This window comes from Pseudanabaena sp. UWO311 (assembly GCF_006937785.1).
Lineage (GTDB): Bacteria > Cyanobacteriota > Cyanobacteriia > Pseudanabaenales > Pseudanabaenaceae > Pseudanabaena.
In genome coordinates this window covers 120272-137043 of record NZ_SJEE01000003.1, presented here as the reverse complement: position 1 = coordinate 137043, position 16772 = coordinate 120272, and the positions used below count along the sequence as shown (strand labels likewise).

17 protein-coding genes are annotated in these 16772 nt (G+C 42.4%); 7 read left to right on the top strand and 10 right to left on the bottom strand.

The features are described 5' to 3' along the window. Nucleotides 1-4: 4 nt before the first annotated feature. From PseudUWO311_RS04030 to PseudUWO311_RS04020, 3 genes are all read right to left on the bottom strand, one after another. The gene (locus tag PseudUWO311_RS04030; RefSeq protein WP_142653790.1) at nucleotides 5-1015 is read right to left on the bottom strand and encodes a diguanylate cyclase; all 1011 of its coding nucleotides are present in this window, start codon (nucleotides 1013-1015) and stop codon (nucleotides 5-7) included. After that, nucleotides 1002-1379: a response regulator gene (locus PseudUWO311_RS04025; protein ID WP_142653789.1), complete on the bottom strand. Its 378-nt coding sequence runs from the start codon at nucleotides 1377-1379 to the stop codon at nucleotides 1002-1004. Before PseudUWO311_RS04025 ends, PseudUWO311_RS04030 begins: the two co-directional genes overlap by 14 nt. Nucleotides 1380-1562: 183 nt before the next feature. After that, complete coding sequence (locus PseudUWO311_RS04020) at nucleotides 1563-2726, bottom strand: GuaB3 family IMP dehydrogenase-related protein (protein ID WP_142653788.1); 1164 nt, start codon at nucleotides 2724-2726, stop codon at nucleotides 1563-1565. Nucleotides 2727-3000: 274 nt separating this feature from the next. Here PseudUWO311_RS04020 and PseudUWO311_RS04015 point away from each other — a divergent pair, with 274 nt between their 5' ends. Both PseudUWO311_RS04015 and PseudUWO311_RS04010 read left to right on the top strand, forming a co-directional pair. Beyond that, nucleotides 3001-3957, top strand: a complete 957-nt coding sequence (locus PseudUWO311_RS04015; protein WP_142654010.1) for a branched-chain amino acid ABC transporter permease — start codon at nucleotides 3001-3003, stop codon at nucleotides 3955-3957. A 30-nt stretch (nucleotides 3958-3987) separates the two neighbouring features. After that, nucleotides 3988-4614, top strand: coding sequence for a murein L,D-transpeptidase family protein (locus tag PseudUWO311_RS04010; RefSeq protein ID WP_142653787.1), 627 nt, complete (start codon nucleotides 3988-3990; stop codon nucleotides 4612-4614). Between the two features lie 68 nt (nucleotides 4615-4682). Here PseudUWO311_RS04010 and PseudUWO311_RS04005 read toward each other — a convergent pair whose 3' ends face one another. Together PseudUWO311_RS04005 and PseudUWO311_RS04000 are read right to left on the bottom strand one after the other, a co-directional pair. Then, nucleotides 4683-5714 carry an aromatic ring-hydroxylating oxygenase subunit alpha gene (locus tag PseudUWO311_RS04005; protein ID WP_142653786.1) on the bottom strand — a complete coding sequence of 344 codons (1032 nt, stop codon included), beginning with the start codon at nucleotides 5712-5714 and terminating at the stop codon, nucleotides 4683-4685. Nucleotides 5715-5785: 71 nt separating this feature from the next. Then, nucleotides 5786-6817 carry an aromatic ring-hydroxylating oxygenase subunit alpha gene (locus PseudUWO311_RS04000; protein ID WP_142653785.1) on the bottom strand — a complete coding sequence of 344 codons (1032 nt, stop codon included), beginning with the start codon at nucleotides 6815-6817 and terminating at the stop codon, nucleotides 5786-5788. 463 nt (nucleotides 6818-7280) lie between these two features. On the opposite strand from PseudUWO311_RS04000, the gene PseudUWO311_RS03995 reads away from it, so the two are divergent. Continuing rightward, a complete protein-coding gene (locus tag PseudUWO311_RS03995) occupies nucleotides 7281-8060 on the top strand; it encodes an ABC transporter ATP-binding protein (protein WP_142653784.1) in 780 nt (259 codons plus the stop codon). A gap of 36 nt (nucleotides 8061-8096) precedes the next feature. Here the strand turns inward: PseudUWO311_RS03995 and metK are convergent, their stop codons facing one another. Continuing rightward, nucleotides 8097-9335, bottom strand: a complete 1239-nt coding sequence (gene metK, locus PseudUWO311_RS03990; RefSeq protein WP_142653783.1) for a methionine adenosyltransferase — start codon at nucleotides 9333-9335, stop codon at nucleotides 8097-8099. Nucleotides 9336-9579: 244 nt separating this feature from the next. On the opposite strand from metK, the gene PseudUWO311_RS03985 reads away from it, so the two are divergent. The 3 genes from PseudUWO311_RS03985 (at nucleotide 9580) to PseudUWO311_RS03975 (ending at nucleotide 12298) form a co-directional block, all read left to right on the top strand. Then, nucleotides 9580-10056 carry a T3SS (YopN, CesT) and YbjN peptide-binding chaperone 1 gene (locus tag PseudUWO311_RS03985; protein WP_142653782.1) on the top strand — a complete coding sequence of 159 codons (477 nt, stop codon included), beginning with the start codon at nucleotides 9580-9582 and terminating at the stop codon, nucleotides 10054-10056. Between the two features lie 103 nt (nucleotides 10057-10159). Next, entirely contained in the window at nucleotides 10160-11326 is a 1167-nt protein-coding gene (locus PseudUWO311_RS03980; protein WP_142653781.1) for a homocysteine biosynthesis protein, read from the top strand. A gap of 111 nt (nucleotides 11327-11437) precedes the next feature. Beyond that, nucleotides 11438-12298 carry a Uma2 family endonuclease gene (locus PseudUWO311_RS03975; protein WP_142653780.1) on the top strand — a complete coding sequence of 287 codons (861 nt, stop codon included), beginning with the start codon at nucleotides 11438-11440 and terminating at the stop codon, nucleotides 12296-12298. Nucleotides 12299-12378: 80 nt separating this feature from the next. Here PseudUWO311_RS03975 and PseudUWO311_RS03970 read toward each other — a convergent pair whose 3' ends face one another. The 4 genes from PseudUWO311_RS03970 to PseudUWO311_RS03955 all read right to left on the bottom strand — a co-directional run bounded on the left by PseudUWO311_RS03970 (nucleotide 12379) and on the right by PseudUWO311_RS03955 (nucleotide 14973). After that, on the bottom strand, nucleotides 12379-13251 hold the full coding sequence (locus PseudUWO311_RS03970; RefSeq protein WP_142653779.1) for a hypothetical protein: 873 nt from the start codon (nucleotides 13249-13251) through the stop codon (nucleotides 12379-12381). Nucleotides 13252-13416: 165 nt separating this feature from the next. After that, nucleotides 13417-13647 (bottom strand): hypothetical protein, encoded by a 231-nt coding sequence (locus tag PseudUWO311_RS03965; protein ID WP_142653778.1) that lies wholly within the window; start codon nucleotides 13645-13647, stop codon nucleotides 13417-13419. A gap of 76 nt (nucleotides 13648-13723) precedes the next feature. Next, nucleotides 13724-14677 carry a tetratricopeptide repeat protein gene (locus PseudUWO311_RS03960; RefSeq protein WP_142653777.1) on the bottom strand — a complete coding sequence of 318 codons (954 nt, stop codon included), beginning with the start codon at nucleotides 14675-14677 and terminating at the stop codon, nucleotides 13724-13726. Between the two features lie 38 nt (nucleotides 14678-14715). Beyond that, nucleotides 14716-14973 carry a hypothetical protein gene (locus tag PseudUWO311_RS03955; RefSeq protein WP_142653776.1) on the bottom strand — a complete coding sequence of 86 codons (258 nt, stop codon included), beginning with the start codon at nucleotides 14971-14973 and terminating at the stop codon, nucleotides 14716-14718. A 348-nt stretch (nucleotides 14974-15321) separates the two neighbouring features. Between PseudUWO311_RS03955 and PseudUWO311_RS03950 the strand changes: the two genes are divergently transcribed. Beyond that, entirely contained in the window at nucleotides 15322-16770 is a 1449-nt protein-coding gene (locus tag PseudUWO311_RS03950; protein WP_142653775.1) for an ATP-binding protein, read from the top strand. Nucleotides 16771-16772 lie beyond the last annotated feature (2 nt).

Below are 16772 nucleotides of genomic sequence, written 5' to 3'. Positions count from 1 at the left end.
TTGATTATCTGTCCGTTGACCATACTTTTACACAATTTCGCCCCTCTCGTTTAGCCTGATACAGCGCTAAGTCTGCTTCTTTAATTAATTGTTGAGATGTGGAAATTTGGGTGTGAGGGCTGATAGTTGCCGTTCCTAAACTAGCCGTGACACAAGAATTTATCTGTGAAGAACTATGGCTTATATTAAGGCTTTCAATAGCATAACGGATTTGTTCTGCACAAAACTCTGCGCCCAATTCATCCGTATCTGGTAAAATTATTGCAAATTCTTCACCTCCATACCTTGCTAATGTATCCCTAGGACGTTTGATTACATGTGAAGCAGCGATCGCAACTTGACACAGACAGTCATCTCCCGCTAAATGCCCGTAGGTGTCATTATATTTCTTAAAGTAGTCTATATCAAATAATATGAGAGAGAGAGATTTCTTTTCTCTGTGGGCTGCGTTCCATTCCCTTTCAAGGACAGTATCAAAGTAACGGCGATTGGCAATACCAGTCAATCCATCACGATGAGACAGTGCTTCTAGCTCATTTTTAACAACTTCCAAATCGTGATATGCAACAGCGAGTTCCTTATACGCAGCCTCTAGTTTCTGATTATTTAAAACTTCGCGATCGTGCAATATTTTCTTATCTAGACAGGCACTAACCCTTGCTTTGAGAAGGACACGATCATAGGGTTTGATCAAGTAATCTTCAGCCCCCTTTTGAATGCAAGCAAGCATCATTTCTTTTTCATCTAAAGCAGAAATAATAATTACAGGAATCACCCGCGATTGGTAATTATCCTTAAGATGCGTTAATGTCTCCAAGCCATTCATTATTGGCATCATCATATCCAACAAGATTAAATCTATAGAGTTTGAAGCAACAATTTCTAGACCGCTTTTGCCCCCATCCGTCAAGGTAATATCTGAATATCCTAAATTTTTTAAATGGCGAAAGAGAATCTCTCGATTCATCGGATCATCATCAATAACTAATAGCTTAGCATCACTAATTTCTGACATACTTTTTTAATAACTGCTCAATCTTTCCTAATAGTCGTGCAAATTCTATGGGCTTTGTGTCGTAATCATCACAACCAGCTTCGATACCTCTCTCGCGATCGCCAACCATAGCATGTGCTGAGCAGCCGATAATCGGAATATTTTGAGTAGCAGTTATTTGTTTCAAGCGCTTTGTAGCTTCCCATCCATCTAAAATTGGTAGACTCATGTCCATAACGATCAGGTCAGGTAGCTCTGTTTGAGCAGTTACTACACCCGACTCACCATCAACGGCAACTACAACGTCAAAACCGCGACGCATTAGTCTTCGTGACAGCATATCGCGATTCATTTCATTATCTTCTACCAGCAGGATTTTGGGCATAAAGATTTTTTTGATAACACCTAAATTACTATAGTTTGGTAAATAAGGTAAAAAGCTCGCTATGAGAGTCTTTTAAGTACCTTGGCATAATTAAAAACTAGAGTCAAAATCTGTACCGCCCACGTAGCGGGCGGTACAGATTTTTAGGTTTTATGTTTAATTGTGCGTAGGTATTTACCTTATTTACTTGCCCATACCAAGCTGCTGTGCTTTTTGGTAAACCTTACCCTCAGTTAAAAGTGAAGGCGCAATTACTACTTCAACCTGTTGCATTTCTCGAATATTGGCTGCTCCTAGAGTTCCCATGCTGGTCTTAAGTGCTCCTAAGAGATTGTGAGTGCCATCATCAAGCCCCGCTGGCCCACGCAAAATTTGCTCTAGTGTACCAGTTGTACCGACACGAATTCTGGTTCCGCGAGGTAAGACAGGGCTAGGAGTTGCCATCCCCCAGTGAAAGCCACGACCGGGAGCTTCTTTAGCTCTAGCAAAGGGAGAGCCAATCATGACGGCATCGGCTCCACAAGCGATCGATTTACAAATGTCGCCACCAGTAATCAAGCCGCCATCCGCAATGATCGGGACATATTTGCCAGTTTCTTTAAAAAAGTCTTCGCGAGCGGCCGCACAGTCGGCTACAGCTGTAGCTTGGGGAATACCAACACCAAGCACACCTCTAGATGTACAAGCAGCTCCAGGTCCAATACCAACAAGTACACCTGCTGCACCTGCTCTTAAAAGTTCGAGAGTGACATTATAGGTGACACAGTTACCCATCAGGACTGGGATCGGCATTTCTCGGCAGAATTTAGCGAGATCAAGCGAGACTAGTCCTTCAGCAGCGATGTGAGTAGTTGAGACGACTGTGGACTGCAAGAAGAATAGGTCACAACCAGCTTCAGCAGCGATCGCACCATATTTAAAGGCATTAACTGGGATACTGCTGGCGCAAGCAATGCCACCTTTTTCTTTGATTTCGCGGATACGTTTTTGTATAAGCTCAGGCTTTACGGGTTCTGCATAGAGTTCCTGCATGAGGGAGACAAATTCAGTAACTCCCACTGAGGCAATTTTTTCTAATATTGGGGTCGGATTGTCATAGCGTGTTTGGATTCCATCAAGATTGATTACGCCTAATGCACCTAAATCCGAAAGTCTAACCGCCATATCAACATCGATAACACCATCCATTGCACTAGCAATAATTGGAATTTCCCGACGAATTCCGCCAACTTCCCAAAATGTATCGGCAACGTTGGGATCGAGAGTTTTACCCCCTGGTACTAATGCGATTTCGTCGATACCATAGGCTCTGCGTGCAGTTTTACCGCGCCCAATTTGAATGTCCACTGTTTGTACTCTCTAGAATTTGATATTTGCTAAGGGTTACGTAAAAATCTTGCATTTAAGATCTACGCTAAGGGTTAATGTGTTAAGCGGCGATCGCTATGGTGATTGCTGCTTGAGTTGTGTCTATGCTTACAGAAAATCTTAATAATTTCTTAAGATACTGTTGCTTATTGACTAATGATAGCTAATTAGTGTGATGGAAGGTTATTTTTTAAGAGATGAGCATAGGTTTCATTTTCAAAAATAACTAAAAAAAGTAACCAAAGTCTAAATGATGGCTGAATTTTTTAACACCTACGGTTTTTTAATTGTATCGGCAATTTTTGGGGCAATCCTTGGAATTTCTGTTTATTTGCCATTGATGGCTGGGCAGTTGTCATTGGCAACTCCAGGATTTTATGCCCTAGGTGGATATATTGCCGCGATCGCATCGACCAAGATGCTAACGGACACGACAGGGACTTTGCCAGTCTGGTGGGTATTACTGGAAATGTTGTCTGCGGGTCTGATCTCAGGGCTTTTGGCTATAGTTTTAGGAATTCCTGTGTTGCGGTTACGAGGAATTTATTTGGCGATCGCTACAATTGCCTTTGTCGAGATTTTGCGCGTGGTTGCTCTCAATCTTGATATTACTGGTAGCGCAGTGGGGATTTTTGGGATTCCGCAGCCGTTTCAGTCACCCTTAGAATATCTCTGGATTGCTCTGCCATTATTGGGATTGAGCATGGCATTTATGTATCGTCTGGAAAAAATTCGAGTTGGGCGGGCGCTAATTGCGATTCGTGAAGATGAATTAGCAGCAGATTCGATGGGAATCAACCCAACTTATTACAAGGTCTTAGCCTTTACTCTAGCCGCAATTTTGGCGGGTATGGTGGGAGCCGTAAGCGCTCATTTTTTGAATACGTGGAATGCTCGTCAAGGAACCTTTGATGCCAGTATTATTTTCTTAGCTTTTGTATTAATTGGTGGTTCGCGCACTTTTTTGGGGCCTGTGGTCGGGGGGATTGTGCTAACGGCTTTACCTGAGGTTTTGCGAGGATTTTCAAGTGTTAATGGTGTTCCTGTATGGTTAGGGCAATTTCTTAAAGATGGACGCTTAATTATTTTTGGGGTTTTGATTGTGATCGGAACAATTTTTTATCCTAAGGGGATCATTACTCCAGAGTTCTTAGGTTGGTGCAAACGCACAACTAAAAAAGTTCTTGCCAAAAATAAGCAAGGTGCTTAAGCCTCTTGTTCTAAATAATTTGAGGTTGATATGTTACAGAAGAAATTTTTAGGTTACTTAGTTGTACTGGCTAGCTTGAGCTGCCTCTATGCGATCGCAAATCCTCATATTTTTGAACTGCCATGTATCACAGACTGTGAAGCAAGAGCGGCAAATGAATTTCTCAACAAAGATAAGGCGATCGCGGATTTAATTAATCTCAAAAAACTCGATAAAAAGGCGATCAAACTCGTTGTAGAAAAATCTAAATATAAGCTGACTGTCTATTACCAAAACAAGCCGATTAAATCCTATGCGATCGTTTTGGGCGGCAATCCTAAGGATGATAAATTGCGTCAAGGTGATAAGCGCACCCCAGAGGGAATATTTCGGGTTAAAGAGCTTTATTACCATTCGGAATGGTCAAAATTTATCTGGCTGGACTACCCCAATCAGGACTCATGGCGCAAATTCACTCAAGCGAAGGCTAGAGGTGAGGTAACAGCGAAAGATGGTATTGGTGACGAGATTGGAATTCATGGTGTAGAGAAGGGGAATGATTGGCTGATCGATCGCAAAATCAACTGGACTTTGGGCTGCGTATCCTTAAAAAATAAGGACGTGGATGAAATTTATTCTTTATTGCAAAAGGGCACAACTATTGAGATTATCCATTAAAAATAAACCCAAAAGACGAGTGGCGGTGCTTCGCACCACCTCTCGTCTTTTTGGAGTGAAGAGCAGCGCTATTCAATTCTTGGATGAAAATGTTGTTCTGTTTCGCCATGCTGCTTGAATAGTGCAAGTAATTTACGCCGCATCACGATTCCTGGCTGGTCAGATGGCATATGCTGCTCGACTGCCACATCCAGAGGAGCATCATAGTTTGTCGTTTCCAGAACAACTCGATCTTCCAAAACGACTTGGCGATCAAAGGCAATCACATCTTCGGCACTAGCATCAACTTCTGTATCATTGCGTACACAGAACTGCACAATCTGAGAAATGCGATCGCTTACAGGAGTTGCCGCCGTAAAAATCGAATGCATTAATCCATTAGGATAAGTAATTTTTAATGTACGACTAAATGGCATATGCCAAGTTGATTCCACAAATCTAGTTGTAAAAGCTTCAGTCATGCCAAGATTTTTCTGTTGTGTAGGCGGATTAATTACTGGAACCTCTGATTTAATCACCAGACCAAATTCGAGAGTTGTAATTTCGGAAGCTGCTGGCTTTGGCTGCTCAATACTGCCAAATGATGCGGCATGGACAAAGCTAAAATGAGCATTATCAAAGGAGTTTTCCATTACCCGCAAGCCGCTACATTGCCACTGGTCATAGCATTGAGGAATTAATCGATTGATAGGATCTTCAGCTTCAGGAATATAAGGAATCGGCAGCAATGGTTCCTTATCTAGACATACCCAAACATATCCATAGCGCTCAGCACAGTTGAAGGAGTCAACTTTATAACTGGCAGGAATTTTTTGATCTGGTCTAAATTGAGGAACCTTCACACAGACCCCTTGCCCATCGTATTGCCAACCATGATAGGCACAGCGAACGCACCCATCAATGACAACTCCTTTAGAAAGTTTCGCTGTCCGATGACAACAGCGATCGCTAACTGCGACTGGATGACCATCAAGATCTAGCCAAAGTGCTAGTTTTTGTCCTAGCAGCTCAAACGGTTGTGGCATTTTGGCGGTTAGATGTGCGATCGGCATAACGGGATACCAGAACCGTTTGAGTACTGGTTGTTTGGTAACTAACATTGAGATATTCCTTCATGCTACATAAGTGTAGACCCCAAACCCATAACGTTGAACCCCTTCGGGGTTCAACGTTATGGGTTTGGATAATTCAGACGTTGCTCCACTTCGCCATGCTCTTTTAGTAAAGCCGCTAGTCGATGCCTCATAATGATTCCTGGTTTATCCGACGGCATATGCTGCTCCTCAGCTAGAGACAATGGCGCATCAAATTCAGTGGTTTCCAATACATCGCGATCTTCTTGCGTCACCTGACGATCAAAGGCAATAATGTCAGCCGCTTTTGCGTCATCTTCTGTATCATTTCGCAAACAGAATTGAACTAACTGAGTCGTCTGATCATCAATGGGAGTATAAGCCGTAAAAATTAGATGAATCAAGCCATTGGGATATTGAATTTTCAGCGTACGGGCAAATGGCATATACCAAGTGCGTTCGTTAGTACGAATCGTCTTTTCGGAAGCGATTCCTAAATTCTTTTTTTGGAGGTCTGGATTCAGAACTTCTACCCAATGCTTCATCACAAATCCAGTGTCAGTTTCTACGGTTTCGTCGATAGGTGGTGGCACTGGGTTACTCTGATCACCCCATGATGAGGCATGGACAAAATGCCCATGAGCGCTATCAAACGAGTTTTCGATCGTCCTCAAACTTCCAACTTTCCATGTTTCATAAAACTCATGAATCATGCGGAAAGATGGGTCTGTCACTGCCGCGATCTCAGGAATTGGATGCAATGGCTGCTGATCTAAACAAACCCAAATATATCCATATTGCTCGACACATTGATAAGAGGGAACCTTATAGGATTTGGAGATCTTCTCATTCTCTAGCTGAGGTACTTTCACGCAGGTTCCCTCAGGGTTGTACGACCAGCCATGATAAGGACAACGAATGCAGCCATCAATCACAACGCCTCTGGATAGCTGGGCTGATCGATGACAGCATTGGTCAGCAACAGCAGCAGGTTTTCCATCTTTATCGATCCAGAGGGCAATCTTTTGTCCCAGTAATTGAAATGACTGGGGTTTGTCAGCAGAGAGTTGCGCGATCGGCATCACTGGATACCAGAAGCGCTTAAGTACAGGTTGTTTGGTAACCAACATGAATATTAGACCTTGGATAGAGAAGTTTTTTGCAAGTGAATTTCACTGTGTTGTAGATATTGCTAAGACCAAAGCCATACTTTCCTATCCCTATCTCACTGATAGTGTCAGCTCTATCAAAACTGTGCTCATAACTAACATTCAAAGATCAATGCGTATACTGTATACAGGTTGTTTCTGTATCTAAGGCGAGTAGACAGGAAGTTTCTGTATATATAAATACAAAGAACTGTGGCTTAAAACCTTACCCAATCAAATGAGAGGTAAATTAGGTGATGCATCAGAGATTTGTGGGAGAAGTGTCACTGCGATCGCTATACTTGCAAATGCTACAAAGCTTAATTCAAGAGGATTTATGATTGAATTCATAGGACATCGTGAAATATGGTAGCGTATCGCTTACAGCGCAAAGCGATGTAATAACAACTTTACCGAAAATCAGCAAAAGCACATCACCATTGACATGAATATAAATAGCAAATCAATCTTAGCTATTCAGCAAGTAACCCGTCGCTTTGGGGGCTTGGTGGCAGTGAATGAAGTGTCATTTGATGTGCAAGAAAATGAAATCTTTGGCGTGATTGGACCAAACGGAGCAGGTAAGACGACGCTGTTTAATACAATCACAGGACTAATCACGCCGACGAGTGGCAAGGCTCTCTACGATGGTCAAGAAATCACTAACCGTCGCCCACATCAGATTGCTAAATTTGGAATTGCCAGAACCTTTCAGAATATCCGTTTATTTGGAGAACTTTCTGCTTTAGAGAATGTGGCGATCGCAAGACATCTCAGTACCACGACAGGAGTTTGGAATGGAATCTTAGGACTGCCACCAACGGCAAAAGAAGAGAAGCAAACTTATGATCGAGCCTTAGAGTTACTGGAACTAGTGGGACTGAGCGATCGCGCTGAAGTTAAAGCCAAAAATTTCTCCTATGGCGATCAACGCCGCCTAGAAATTGCTCGCGCCCTTGCTCTACAACCAAAATTATTATTGCTAGATGAACCAGCCGCAGGGATGAATCCTAATGAAAAAGGGCAATTAAGTGATTTTATTCGCAGTTTGCGCGATCGCTTTGAACTCACAATTCTCCTGATCGAGCATCACGTACCATTAGTAATGGGACTATGCGATCGCATTGCTGTTTTAGATTTTGGACAATTGATTGCGATCGGCAAACCTGAAATTGTTAAAAGCGATCGGGCCGTAATTGAAGCTTATTTGGGTGATGAAGGGTAATTATCAAAAAGGCTCGCTTAGCGAGCCTTTTTGATATTAAGCGTTCTTTTTCAAGAGTTCCACTTTGTCTAGACGTTCCCAAGGAAGGTCTAGATCGTTACGTCCCATGTGACCATAAGCCGCGACATCTTGATAGAAACGACCATTGCGAGTACTAGGTAAATTTTGCAGATCAAAATTCTTAATAATTGCCGCAGGGCGCAAATCAAAATGATCCTTGACTAAGCGGAGCAAAGTCTCTTCATCAACCTTGCCTGTGCCAAAGGTCTCAATATGCATACTGGTAGGACGAGCCACACCGATCGCATAACTAATTTGTAACTCACATTTGCTAGCCAAACCTGCCGCCACAATATTTTTAGCAACATGACGAGCAGCATAAGCAGCACTGCGATCAACTTTTGTGGGATCTTTGCCTGAAAAAGCTCCGCCACCATGACGTGCATAGCCACCGTAAGTATCAACGATAATTTTACGACCTGTTAGCCCTGAATCACCTTGAGGTCCACCAATCACAAACTTTCCAGTGGGGTTAACCAGATAACGGGTTTGGTCACTTGGCTTGACTGATGTATCAGCAAAGCTAGGTAAAACTACATGTGTCCAGAGATCGGCTTGAATACGTTCTTGTACTTTAGCTTCATCACTAATGCCATCGATTGCCGCATCATGCTGTGTCGAAATTAGGATCGTATCGATCGCTACGGGCTTATCACCTTCATAAACCACGGTGACTTGAGTTTTGCCATCAGGACGCAAATATGGCAATGTACCATTTTTACGAACTACTGATAACTGACGAGCTAGACGGTGAGCGATCGCGATCGGCATCGGCATAAACTCGGGCGTTTCGTCGCAAGCAAACCCAAACATAATGCCTTGGTCACCAGCGCCTACGGCTTCAATATCCGCTTCTTCTTCCGCTCCAGTGCGGACTTCATGTGCAACATTCACCCCTTGAGCAATGTCTGGAGACTGTTCGTCAAGGGCTACCATTACTGCGCAGCTATTTGCCGAAAAGCCATTATCAGCATTGGTATAACCAATTTCAGCAATTTTTTTACGAGCAATATCGACGTAGTTGACATGCGCTTTGGTGGTGATCTCCCCCGTGATCAAGACCAGACCTGTGTTAACCACAACCTCAGCTGCGACACGCGATCGCGGATCTTGAGCCAATAAGGTATCAAGAATCGTATCGGAAATTTGATCACAAATTTTGTCAGGGTGACCTTCCGTAACTGATTCAGATGTAAATAAGAAGCGACTAGCCAACTATGTTTCCTCCTAAACGCAAGAAGTAATAAGGCAAATTTTTGGTATCTCTTAAGATTTATCCATCATAGTACAAGGGGTCAAATGAAACCCTAAAAATAGGATGGGGCGCAAAGCGCCCCATCCTATTTTTAGGGTTTCATTTTAAAATGTACCTGTATATAGGTATAGTCTGATTAATCTAAGTACTAATATCTGATTGCCAAAATCAAAAAGTTGTCTAACACCTATGGAGGCAAATAACTTGAAATTTCAAACTACTGCTCAAGAAGCCTGTTATGAAAAAGTAGTAACGTGGATACAAGAGATATTTAGCAAATGTCCCTGTGCTCGCCAAGATATTCCAGGATTAGGCATATTTATGGGTTCAGCGTTAGTAGAAGTATTGGTTTTTCCTTGGGATGGAGACGATGCAATTATTAATACGCGATCTTATGTAGTAGTTGGCGCAGAATTAAAACCAGACCTGATGCGGTATTTACTTGAAGAAAATGCCAAGATGATTTTTGGGGCATTCGGTATATCACCAGACAGTGAAATCCTATTTGAACATTCAATTGTTGGCTCGACTTGTGACAGGAAGGAGCTAGAAGCCTCAGTTAAGGCAGTGATAGAAATTGCTGACGAATATGATGACAAGATAGTCGATCGCTGGGGTGGGAAACGCGCTTTAGATCGTATTCATGCAGGCACATTATCAAATAATGGTTGGTCATTATAAAAAGCAAAGGTGTCACCTAGTAACCCCTTTGCTTTTTATGAGAGCGCAAAGCGCTATATTCTAGATAAGCACCTTGGCATAATTAAAAACCCAGAAAAATCCTATGCCTCAAACGATCGCCGATATTAATGCCAAAATCAAAGCTGGTAAGGCTAAAGTCCTTACTGCTACCGAACTCAAAGCCCTTGTCTTGGATATCGGAGTGACTCAAGCTACTAAACAAGTAGATGTGATCGTCACAGGTACATTCGAGCCGATGGAGTCATCGGGGGCTGTGCTCAATTTAGGACACACCGATCCACCGATTAAGATCAGAACTTGCTGGATTGATGGAGTGCCTGCTTATGCAGGATTTGGGGCAGTAGATATTTATTTAGGAGCAACCCAAGAAGCTGATCCTACCGATGAAGCACCGCAATATCGTGGCGGTGGTCATGTGATTGCTGATTTGATCGCGGGGAAAACAGTGAACTTTAAAGCGATCGGACATCCCAATGATTGCTATCCTCGCGCTAATTTTGAAACAACGATTACAAAAGATTCCATTAATCAATTCTATCTATTTAATCCCCGCAACCTCTACCAGAACTTTATTGTCGGGGTCAATGGTGGCGAAGAAACCCTCTACACCTATTTGGGACCACTGCAGCCCCGACTAGGCAATGCTGTTTATTCTAATCCTGGAGCGATTTCGCCATTGTGGAATGATCCTGATCTGCAATTAATTGGCATTGGTACACGCATCTTTATGGGCGGTGGCATTGGTTATGTGGCATGGGAAGGTACGCAACATTTTCCATTACAAAAGCGGTTGGAAAATCATACTCCCATTGGTCCTGCGGCAACTTTGGCACTGATTGGTGATGCTAAGCAAATGACTTCTGATTGGGTGCGTGGTTGTTATTTCCGTAATTATGGTGCGTCATTGATGATGGGTGTAGCTGTCCCACTTCCTGTAATTAATGAAGAAGTGTTGGCGAGAGCATCTGTTTTAGATGAAGAGTTAGTCGCACCTGTAATTGACTTCTCGATTCCGAGACGAGTACGCCCTATTTTTGGGTCTGTTACCTATGCTCAACTCAAGTCTGGCAAAATTACGATCTCAGGTTCAACAGTTCGTACTGCACCATTAGCTAGTTTACATTTATCCGAAGAAGCTGCCAAAACCCTTAAGGGCTGGATTGTGAAAGGAGAATTTACCCTTACAGAACCTGTGGCGATGTTACCAAGCGATCGCGCATTTTTACCGCAAGATGTACGAGGGTTCTAGTTTTTGGTTTGGCACTCAATTTCAGTGAATAGTCAGGGGGACGAGGCAAAGCCCAGTACCCCTGACTATATCCCATGCTAAAATTAAGCCAACGTATCTCTCAGGGTTACTATGGAAAGCACTCAAACTCTACTCAAGCCGACTGCTCCCCAACCCGTTCAAGAGGCTAAAATCAGTCTCCCCGACCATAAGCAACTCCCAGACTCAGACGGAACCTTTGTGAAAAATTTTCAAGAACACCCACAAAGTATTGTTTTAACTAGCTCGATCGCACCAGTTTTAGAAAAACTACATTCCGATGGACGTTACTGCATTGGTCAAGATAGCGGCATTTACTGGCGAATGATGGAGCCACCCGAAAAAGGAGCCGAAGCACCAGACTGGTTTTATGTGCCGAATGTATCGCCGCTTCTCGATGGCGAATATCGTCGTTCTTATGTACTGTGGAAAGAATTTGTCGCGCCCTTAATTGCGATCGAATTTGTCTCTGGTAATGGATCAGAAGAACGAGATACAACGCCACCTAGTGAGACTGAAAAAGCTGGGAAATTCTGGGTTTACGAGCAAGCGATTCGGATTCCCTTTTATGTGATTTTTGACGGATTTAGAGACAATCTTGAGGCTTATCATTTGCTGGATAGTCGCTATGTCAAAATGCTGCCTAATGATCGCGGACATTATGAGATCGCGCCAATGGGTGTGGAACTTGGGTTGATATTAGAGAATGGTGTGTCTTGGTTGCGCTGGTGGGATGAGTCGGGCAATTTATTGTTGACGGGTGATGAAAGGGCGATCGCGGAAAAACAGGCGCGATTAGATGCTGAGGCGATCGCAAATCAACAAACTGCGATCGCAGATCAAGAGCGTTTAATTGCTACTCAAGAGCGTCTTGCCAAACAAGAAGCAGAGCAAAAAGCTGAACGTCTTGCCGAAAAGCTCAGATCGCTGGGCATTAATCCTGATGATGTATAATGCAGCGATCGTTACAAAAGTTAGTGCAAATATGAAATTGCGATCGCTTGAATGAATCCCCTTATCCTATGAATACAACGCTAATTTAGATTAACTTGAACTACCTTGTAGACGCATGGTCCAGCCTTGTCCACATTACTAATGTTAAATACTTGTGCACCTATACCGCTTACCGTAGTAATAGCTTTACCTGCACAAATAACTGTTAAGGTATTTGAAGAATCTGCCGAATAGTATCCGTTCTGCATAGCTTCAATTGACTCGTTTAGAGCGGCAAACTTAGTTTTTACGTCATTACAAATAGATTCAAAATTTTTATTCCCCCAGCCAGTTATATTCCGTCTGGCAGAACCTCCACTACAGTAGGACAGTAAGCTACTGCTGTTAGATGGACTGGATATTTGAGTTAAGATATTTCCTAATTTCTGCCCTTGATTATTTCCAATACTAAATGATACGCTTCCGTTAATCTCTTCCTTAGCACCACTATCGCCAAGTAAACCACTTAACGGTATTCTATAAATTCGTTTCCAACTTCCTTGTATTTGATTATTGTCTGCAACATTAAAAGTATAAATATGTCCTAGGCTTGAATCTGTTCCACCTCCATTGGATAAAATCTGAGTTGTTTGGAAAGTCAGCATTTGGTCAAGAAATAATCCTTCAATTTGTTTAACAACACCACTTTGTGACCACCACATCTCTCCAACTATAAATCCTGTATTTTCATCAAAGTAAGTGAAGCGGATATTAAAAGCATAAGATTGCCCAGACTTATTGTCAACAAAGACTCCAGGAAACGCCTGAGAACTTTTTATGGCATTGGTCAGGTTTAGCCTTTGAGCTTCTCTTTGTGCTTGAGCCTCCGCACGTTTACTCTCTAATTCCTGTTGTGAAGGTCCACAGCTAGAGAGCGTTAAACAAATCGCAGCTAAAACAGCTAACATTCTCATAAAAATTCTTGCTATATAATGAACTTGGACGATGCAATATAAATGTTGATAAAGTGCTGTGTTTCTCGGCTTTCATCCATTGTATTAAGGAGCATTTGACGAGATGTATCGTTGGAATATTGAATCTATATTGCTGGAATCAGTCTATACCAACGAGAACAAGCTCTAAATATAGACAATAACGCGACCTTCGATTCTTCCTGTATAAGCTGTTTGGCCACTTACAAAAATCCGCCCGTTGCAAGGCTCGACATCAGCGAAATGGGCTTCTCCTCTGCTGTCTGTTAATTGATCTTTTGTTATTCCACCAGAAAAAAAGCCGTCAATCCCAATAGCTACTCGTTCCCCTTTATTCGGCGTGCCACTACTTTGATGAATTACCATAACTGTAACCATGTTTTAATCTCCTATTATTAATTTATTTCTTACCACTACTTGCTTATTAACAAATAGTCGTTGGCGATTGCTCCGATCACTGAAATTGCTCGATCAATTTGATCGAATCGTTGTAGCTTTCCAAATCACCTTGCATCTTAAAAAGTTCGGCTGCTCTAAGAACGTCTGTTATTCTGGACTTATCGCCTAAATCGTCCTTCGCGATTCCACGCAATAAATAAGCATAGGCAAAATCAGGCTTAAGACGGATTACTTCGTTATAGTCACAGATCGCGCCCTGCTTATCTCCTAAGTCCGATTTGACAAACCCACGTCTATAATATGAGTCAGCAAAATCAGGCTTGAGGCGGATTACTTCGTTATAGTCGTTGAGCGAACCCAGCTTGTCTCCTAAATCTTCCTTTGCAAACCCGCGATTAAAGTAGGCGTAGGCAAAATCAGGCTTGAATTCGATGGCTTTATCGTAGTCGGCGATCGCGCCCTGCTTATCTCCTAAATTGAATTTCGAGATTCCGCTCAAACAACTGGCTTCGGCAAAGTCAACAATCGCGCCTAGATAATCTCCTAATTCCGACTTTGCTAACCCACGCCTATGATAAGCCGCAAAATCGTCAGGTCTGAGACGGATAACTTCAGTAAAGTCATCTATTAAACCGAGCTTATTTCCTAAGCTATTCTTTGCTAATCCTCGACACAGATAAGCAGTAACAAGTTCTGGTGAAAGAAGGATGGCTTCGTCATAGTCAGCAATCGCCCCCTCAGCATCTCCTAAATCACACTTTACTGTTCCGCGAAAGAAGTAGATATATGGGTCGTCAGGTTCAAGACGAATGGCTTCACTATAATCAGAAATTGCGCCTTGCTTATCTCCTAAATCGTCCTTTGCCGCCCCCAGATGGAAGTAAGCCTTGGCAAAGTCTGGGTTGAGTCGAATGGCTTCAGCATAATCGCTGATCGCGCCGTGAATATCTCCTTGCTCAAACTTCGATTTTCCTCGATTGACGTAACCAGATGCATCGTTAGTTATCATTGGATTTTCAATTGGCGATTGATTAACTTTATATTTCTTTATGAGTCAGTTTTAAGCAGTCCTGCTAGTAGAAACACTCCACCGAGTCCCAAAATATATGGCGGAGAGGCTTGAAGTAATCCAGCAATAGTCTTATCCAGCTTTACTCCTTTTGAGTCCAAAATGCTATCTCCTTGAGTAACAAAGAAGCATTGACCAACAATACAAGTCATTTTTGAGGCTAGAAATAAACTCAATCCCCCTACAGCAAATAGTGCGATCGCAAGGTTGATAAAACTCTTTCTTTGATTTTCCACATCATTCGTTCCAAGTTAGATATATAGTTTCTATGAATCCCAAATACCAGAACCCCTGCAGGATTGACAATCAACTTTACCTGTCCTGACGTAAAAGAGTCCTACGCATACATCACATAGGTCTCCATTTCTGCCAACCTTGCCTGTACCTTTACATTTCGGACATCTTACTTTCCCTTTGCCACCACATGTACGACACTTTTTTGACATAAATCACACCTAATTTACTGATATTTATTTTGTGGATTACTGCATTCAAAGTAAACAAATAGTTGTACGTTGTTTGTACGTTTGACTGTACGATCGCTCCCAAATGATCTATCATCTTGCAAACGAAAAGGGTGTGAGATGGCTAAAAATAGATCGAAATTATTTAGGCTAACCAAAATAGGACTCAGGCTAGTTAAAGAAGCACTGAAAGACTATGACTCGATCAACAGGTTCTCAGATTTAAATAAGAAACGTGGCGTACATCGTGGAACTTTTACTAAATTTCACGATGGCGATGGCGTAGAACGGGAAACTATTGAGACCTATTGTCATATTTTAGAAATTCCTAATTGGAGAGAAGATTGGGATAATATCTGTGAACTTTTACCCGATCGCATCGAAGATTGGACTGCCTATGACGATCGCTGGGTAGGGCGAAAGCAACTTATCAGTGACTTGACCAAAAAGCTGCGTGGATCGTATCGATTGTTATTGCTGCTGGGGATTACAGGAATTGGTAAAACCGCTTTGTCTGAATGCATTGCTAATGACGTACAAAGTCGGTTTGCCAAAGTACTGAGAGTTAATTTTGATAATGACGAAAAACCGAGAGACTTTGCTAGTAGTGCAGAGCGCTGGTTGGAAGAATTAGGGTTTAGCCAATTGGTTGAGGACAAACAGCCAAAAGCAATTTTGGATGGATTAATCGTGCACTTACAAGAAAATCGGGTGCTGGTGTTGATTGATTCCTTAGAAGCGATTTTGATCAAGAATGAGGAATATGGTTGGGGTGATTTTGGGGATGAGTGGTGGGGAAAGTTTTTTGCTAAGTTTTTGGCAATAGAATCTTGTGAAAGCTCCTTAATTGTTACTTCGCAGGATTTACCTACTAAGGTTGAAGCCTTAGCTTCTCGCTATCCAAATCTATATCACCGAGAAATTTTGGGTGGATTGGCTGATGAAGATCAGATCGCTCTATTTGAAAAGGCTGGCTTGGATGTGAGCGAAGATTCGGTGTCTAGAGATTTACTAATACGAATTGCTAGGGTTTATCATGGGCATCCTCTGACATTACGTGTAGTTATTGGCGATATTGTTCAGTCCTTTGGGAAAAGTGCTGTTGCTTTTTGGGAAAATGTTGGTGGAGAAATTAAAGAAGTAGAAACAGCTTTAGCGGAAGCAGAAGCAGGTGCTAAATTAGAAGGCGCGGATGACGATTGGAAATTGCACAAATTGACACGCGAAATTCGGCTTAAGGTTTACAAACAACGGCTAGAGGCAGTATTTTGGCGATTAGAAACACAAAATGCTGACGCTTATTTGTTGATCTGTGTAGTGGCAAAATATCGCCGTCCCGTTCAAGATTCTGGCTGGCTGAGACAGTTAGAAGTCTATGTCAAGCGATTAAGGCAGGAAGTCTATACTAAAGAACAGCAACAGAGAGTTTTGGATGATTTGTGCGATCGCTTTTTAGTCGAGAAATCACTAAATCACAATAGCAATCGCGTATTGGGGCTACATAATTTAATTCGCAGTGTTGCTCTAGAGCATCGCAAGGATTTGTTGCAAAAGTGGGAGCTTGATTGAGA

Excerpts from the sequence above, each read along its gene's own strand:
- PseudUWO311_RS04030 (WP_142653790.1), bottom strand. The coding sequence starts at position 1,015 with ATGTCAGAAATTAGTGATGCTAAGCTATTAGTTATTGATGATGATCCG.
- PseudUWO311_RS04025 (WP_142653789.1), bottom strand. The coding sequence starts at position 1,379 with ATGCCCAAAATCCTGCTGGTAGAAGATAATGAAATGAATCGCGATATG.
- PseudUWO311_RS04015 (WP_142654010.1), top strand. The coding sequence starts at position 3,001 with ATGGCTGAATTTTTTAACACCTACGGTTTTTTAATTGTATCGGCAATT.
- PseudUWO311_RS04010 (WP_142653787.1), top strand. The coding sequence starts at position 3,988 with ATGTTACAGAAGAAATTTTTAGGTTACTTAGTTGTACTGGCTAGCTTG.
- PseudUWO311_RS04005 (WP_142653786.1), bottom strand. The coding sequence starts at position 5,714 with ATGTTAGTTACCAAACAACCAGTACTCAAACGGTTCTGGTATCCCGTT.
- PseudUWO311_RS04000 (WP_142653785.1), bottom strand. The coding sequence starts at position 6,817 with ATGTTGGTTACCAAACAACCTGTACTTAAGCGCTTCTGGTATCCAGTG.
- PseudUWO311_RS03995 (WP_142653784.1), top strand. The coding sequence starts at position 7,281 with ATGAATATAAATAGCAAATCAATCTTAGCTATTCAGCAAGTAACCCGT.
- PseudUWO311_RS03980 (WP_142653781.1), top strand. The coding sequence starts at position 10,160 with ATGCCTCAAACGATCGCCGATATTAATGCCAAAATCAAAGCTGGTAAG.
- PseudUWO311_RS03975 (WP_142653780.1), top strand. The coding sequence starts at position 11,438 with ATGGAAAGCACTCAAACTCTACTCAAGCCGACTGCTCCCCAACCCGTT.
- PseudUWO311_RS03970 (WP_142653779.1), bottom strand. The coding sequence starts at position 13,251 with ATGAGAATGTTAGCTGTTTTAGCTGCGATTTGTTTAACGCTCTCTAGC.
- PseudUWO311_RS03965 (WP_142653778.1), bottom strand. The coding sequence starts at position 13,647 with ATGGTTACAGTTATGGTAATTCATCAAAGTAGTGGCACGCCGAATAAA.
- PseudUWO311_RS03960 (WP_142653777.1), bottom strand. The coding sequence starts at position 14,677 with ATGATAACTAACGATGCATCTGGTTACGTCAATCGAGGAAAATCGAAG.
- PseudUWO311_RS03950 (WP_142653775.1), top strand. The coding sequence starts at position 15,322 with ATGGCTAAAAATAGATCGAAATTATTTAGGCTAACCAAAATAGGACTC.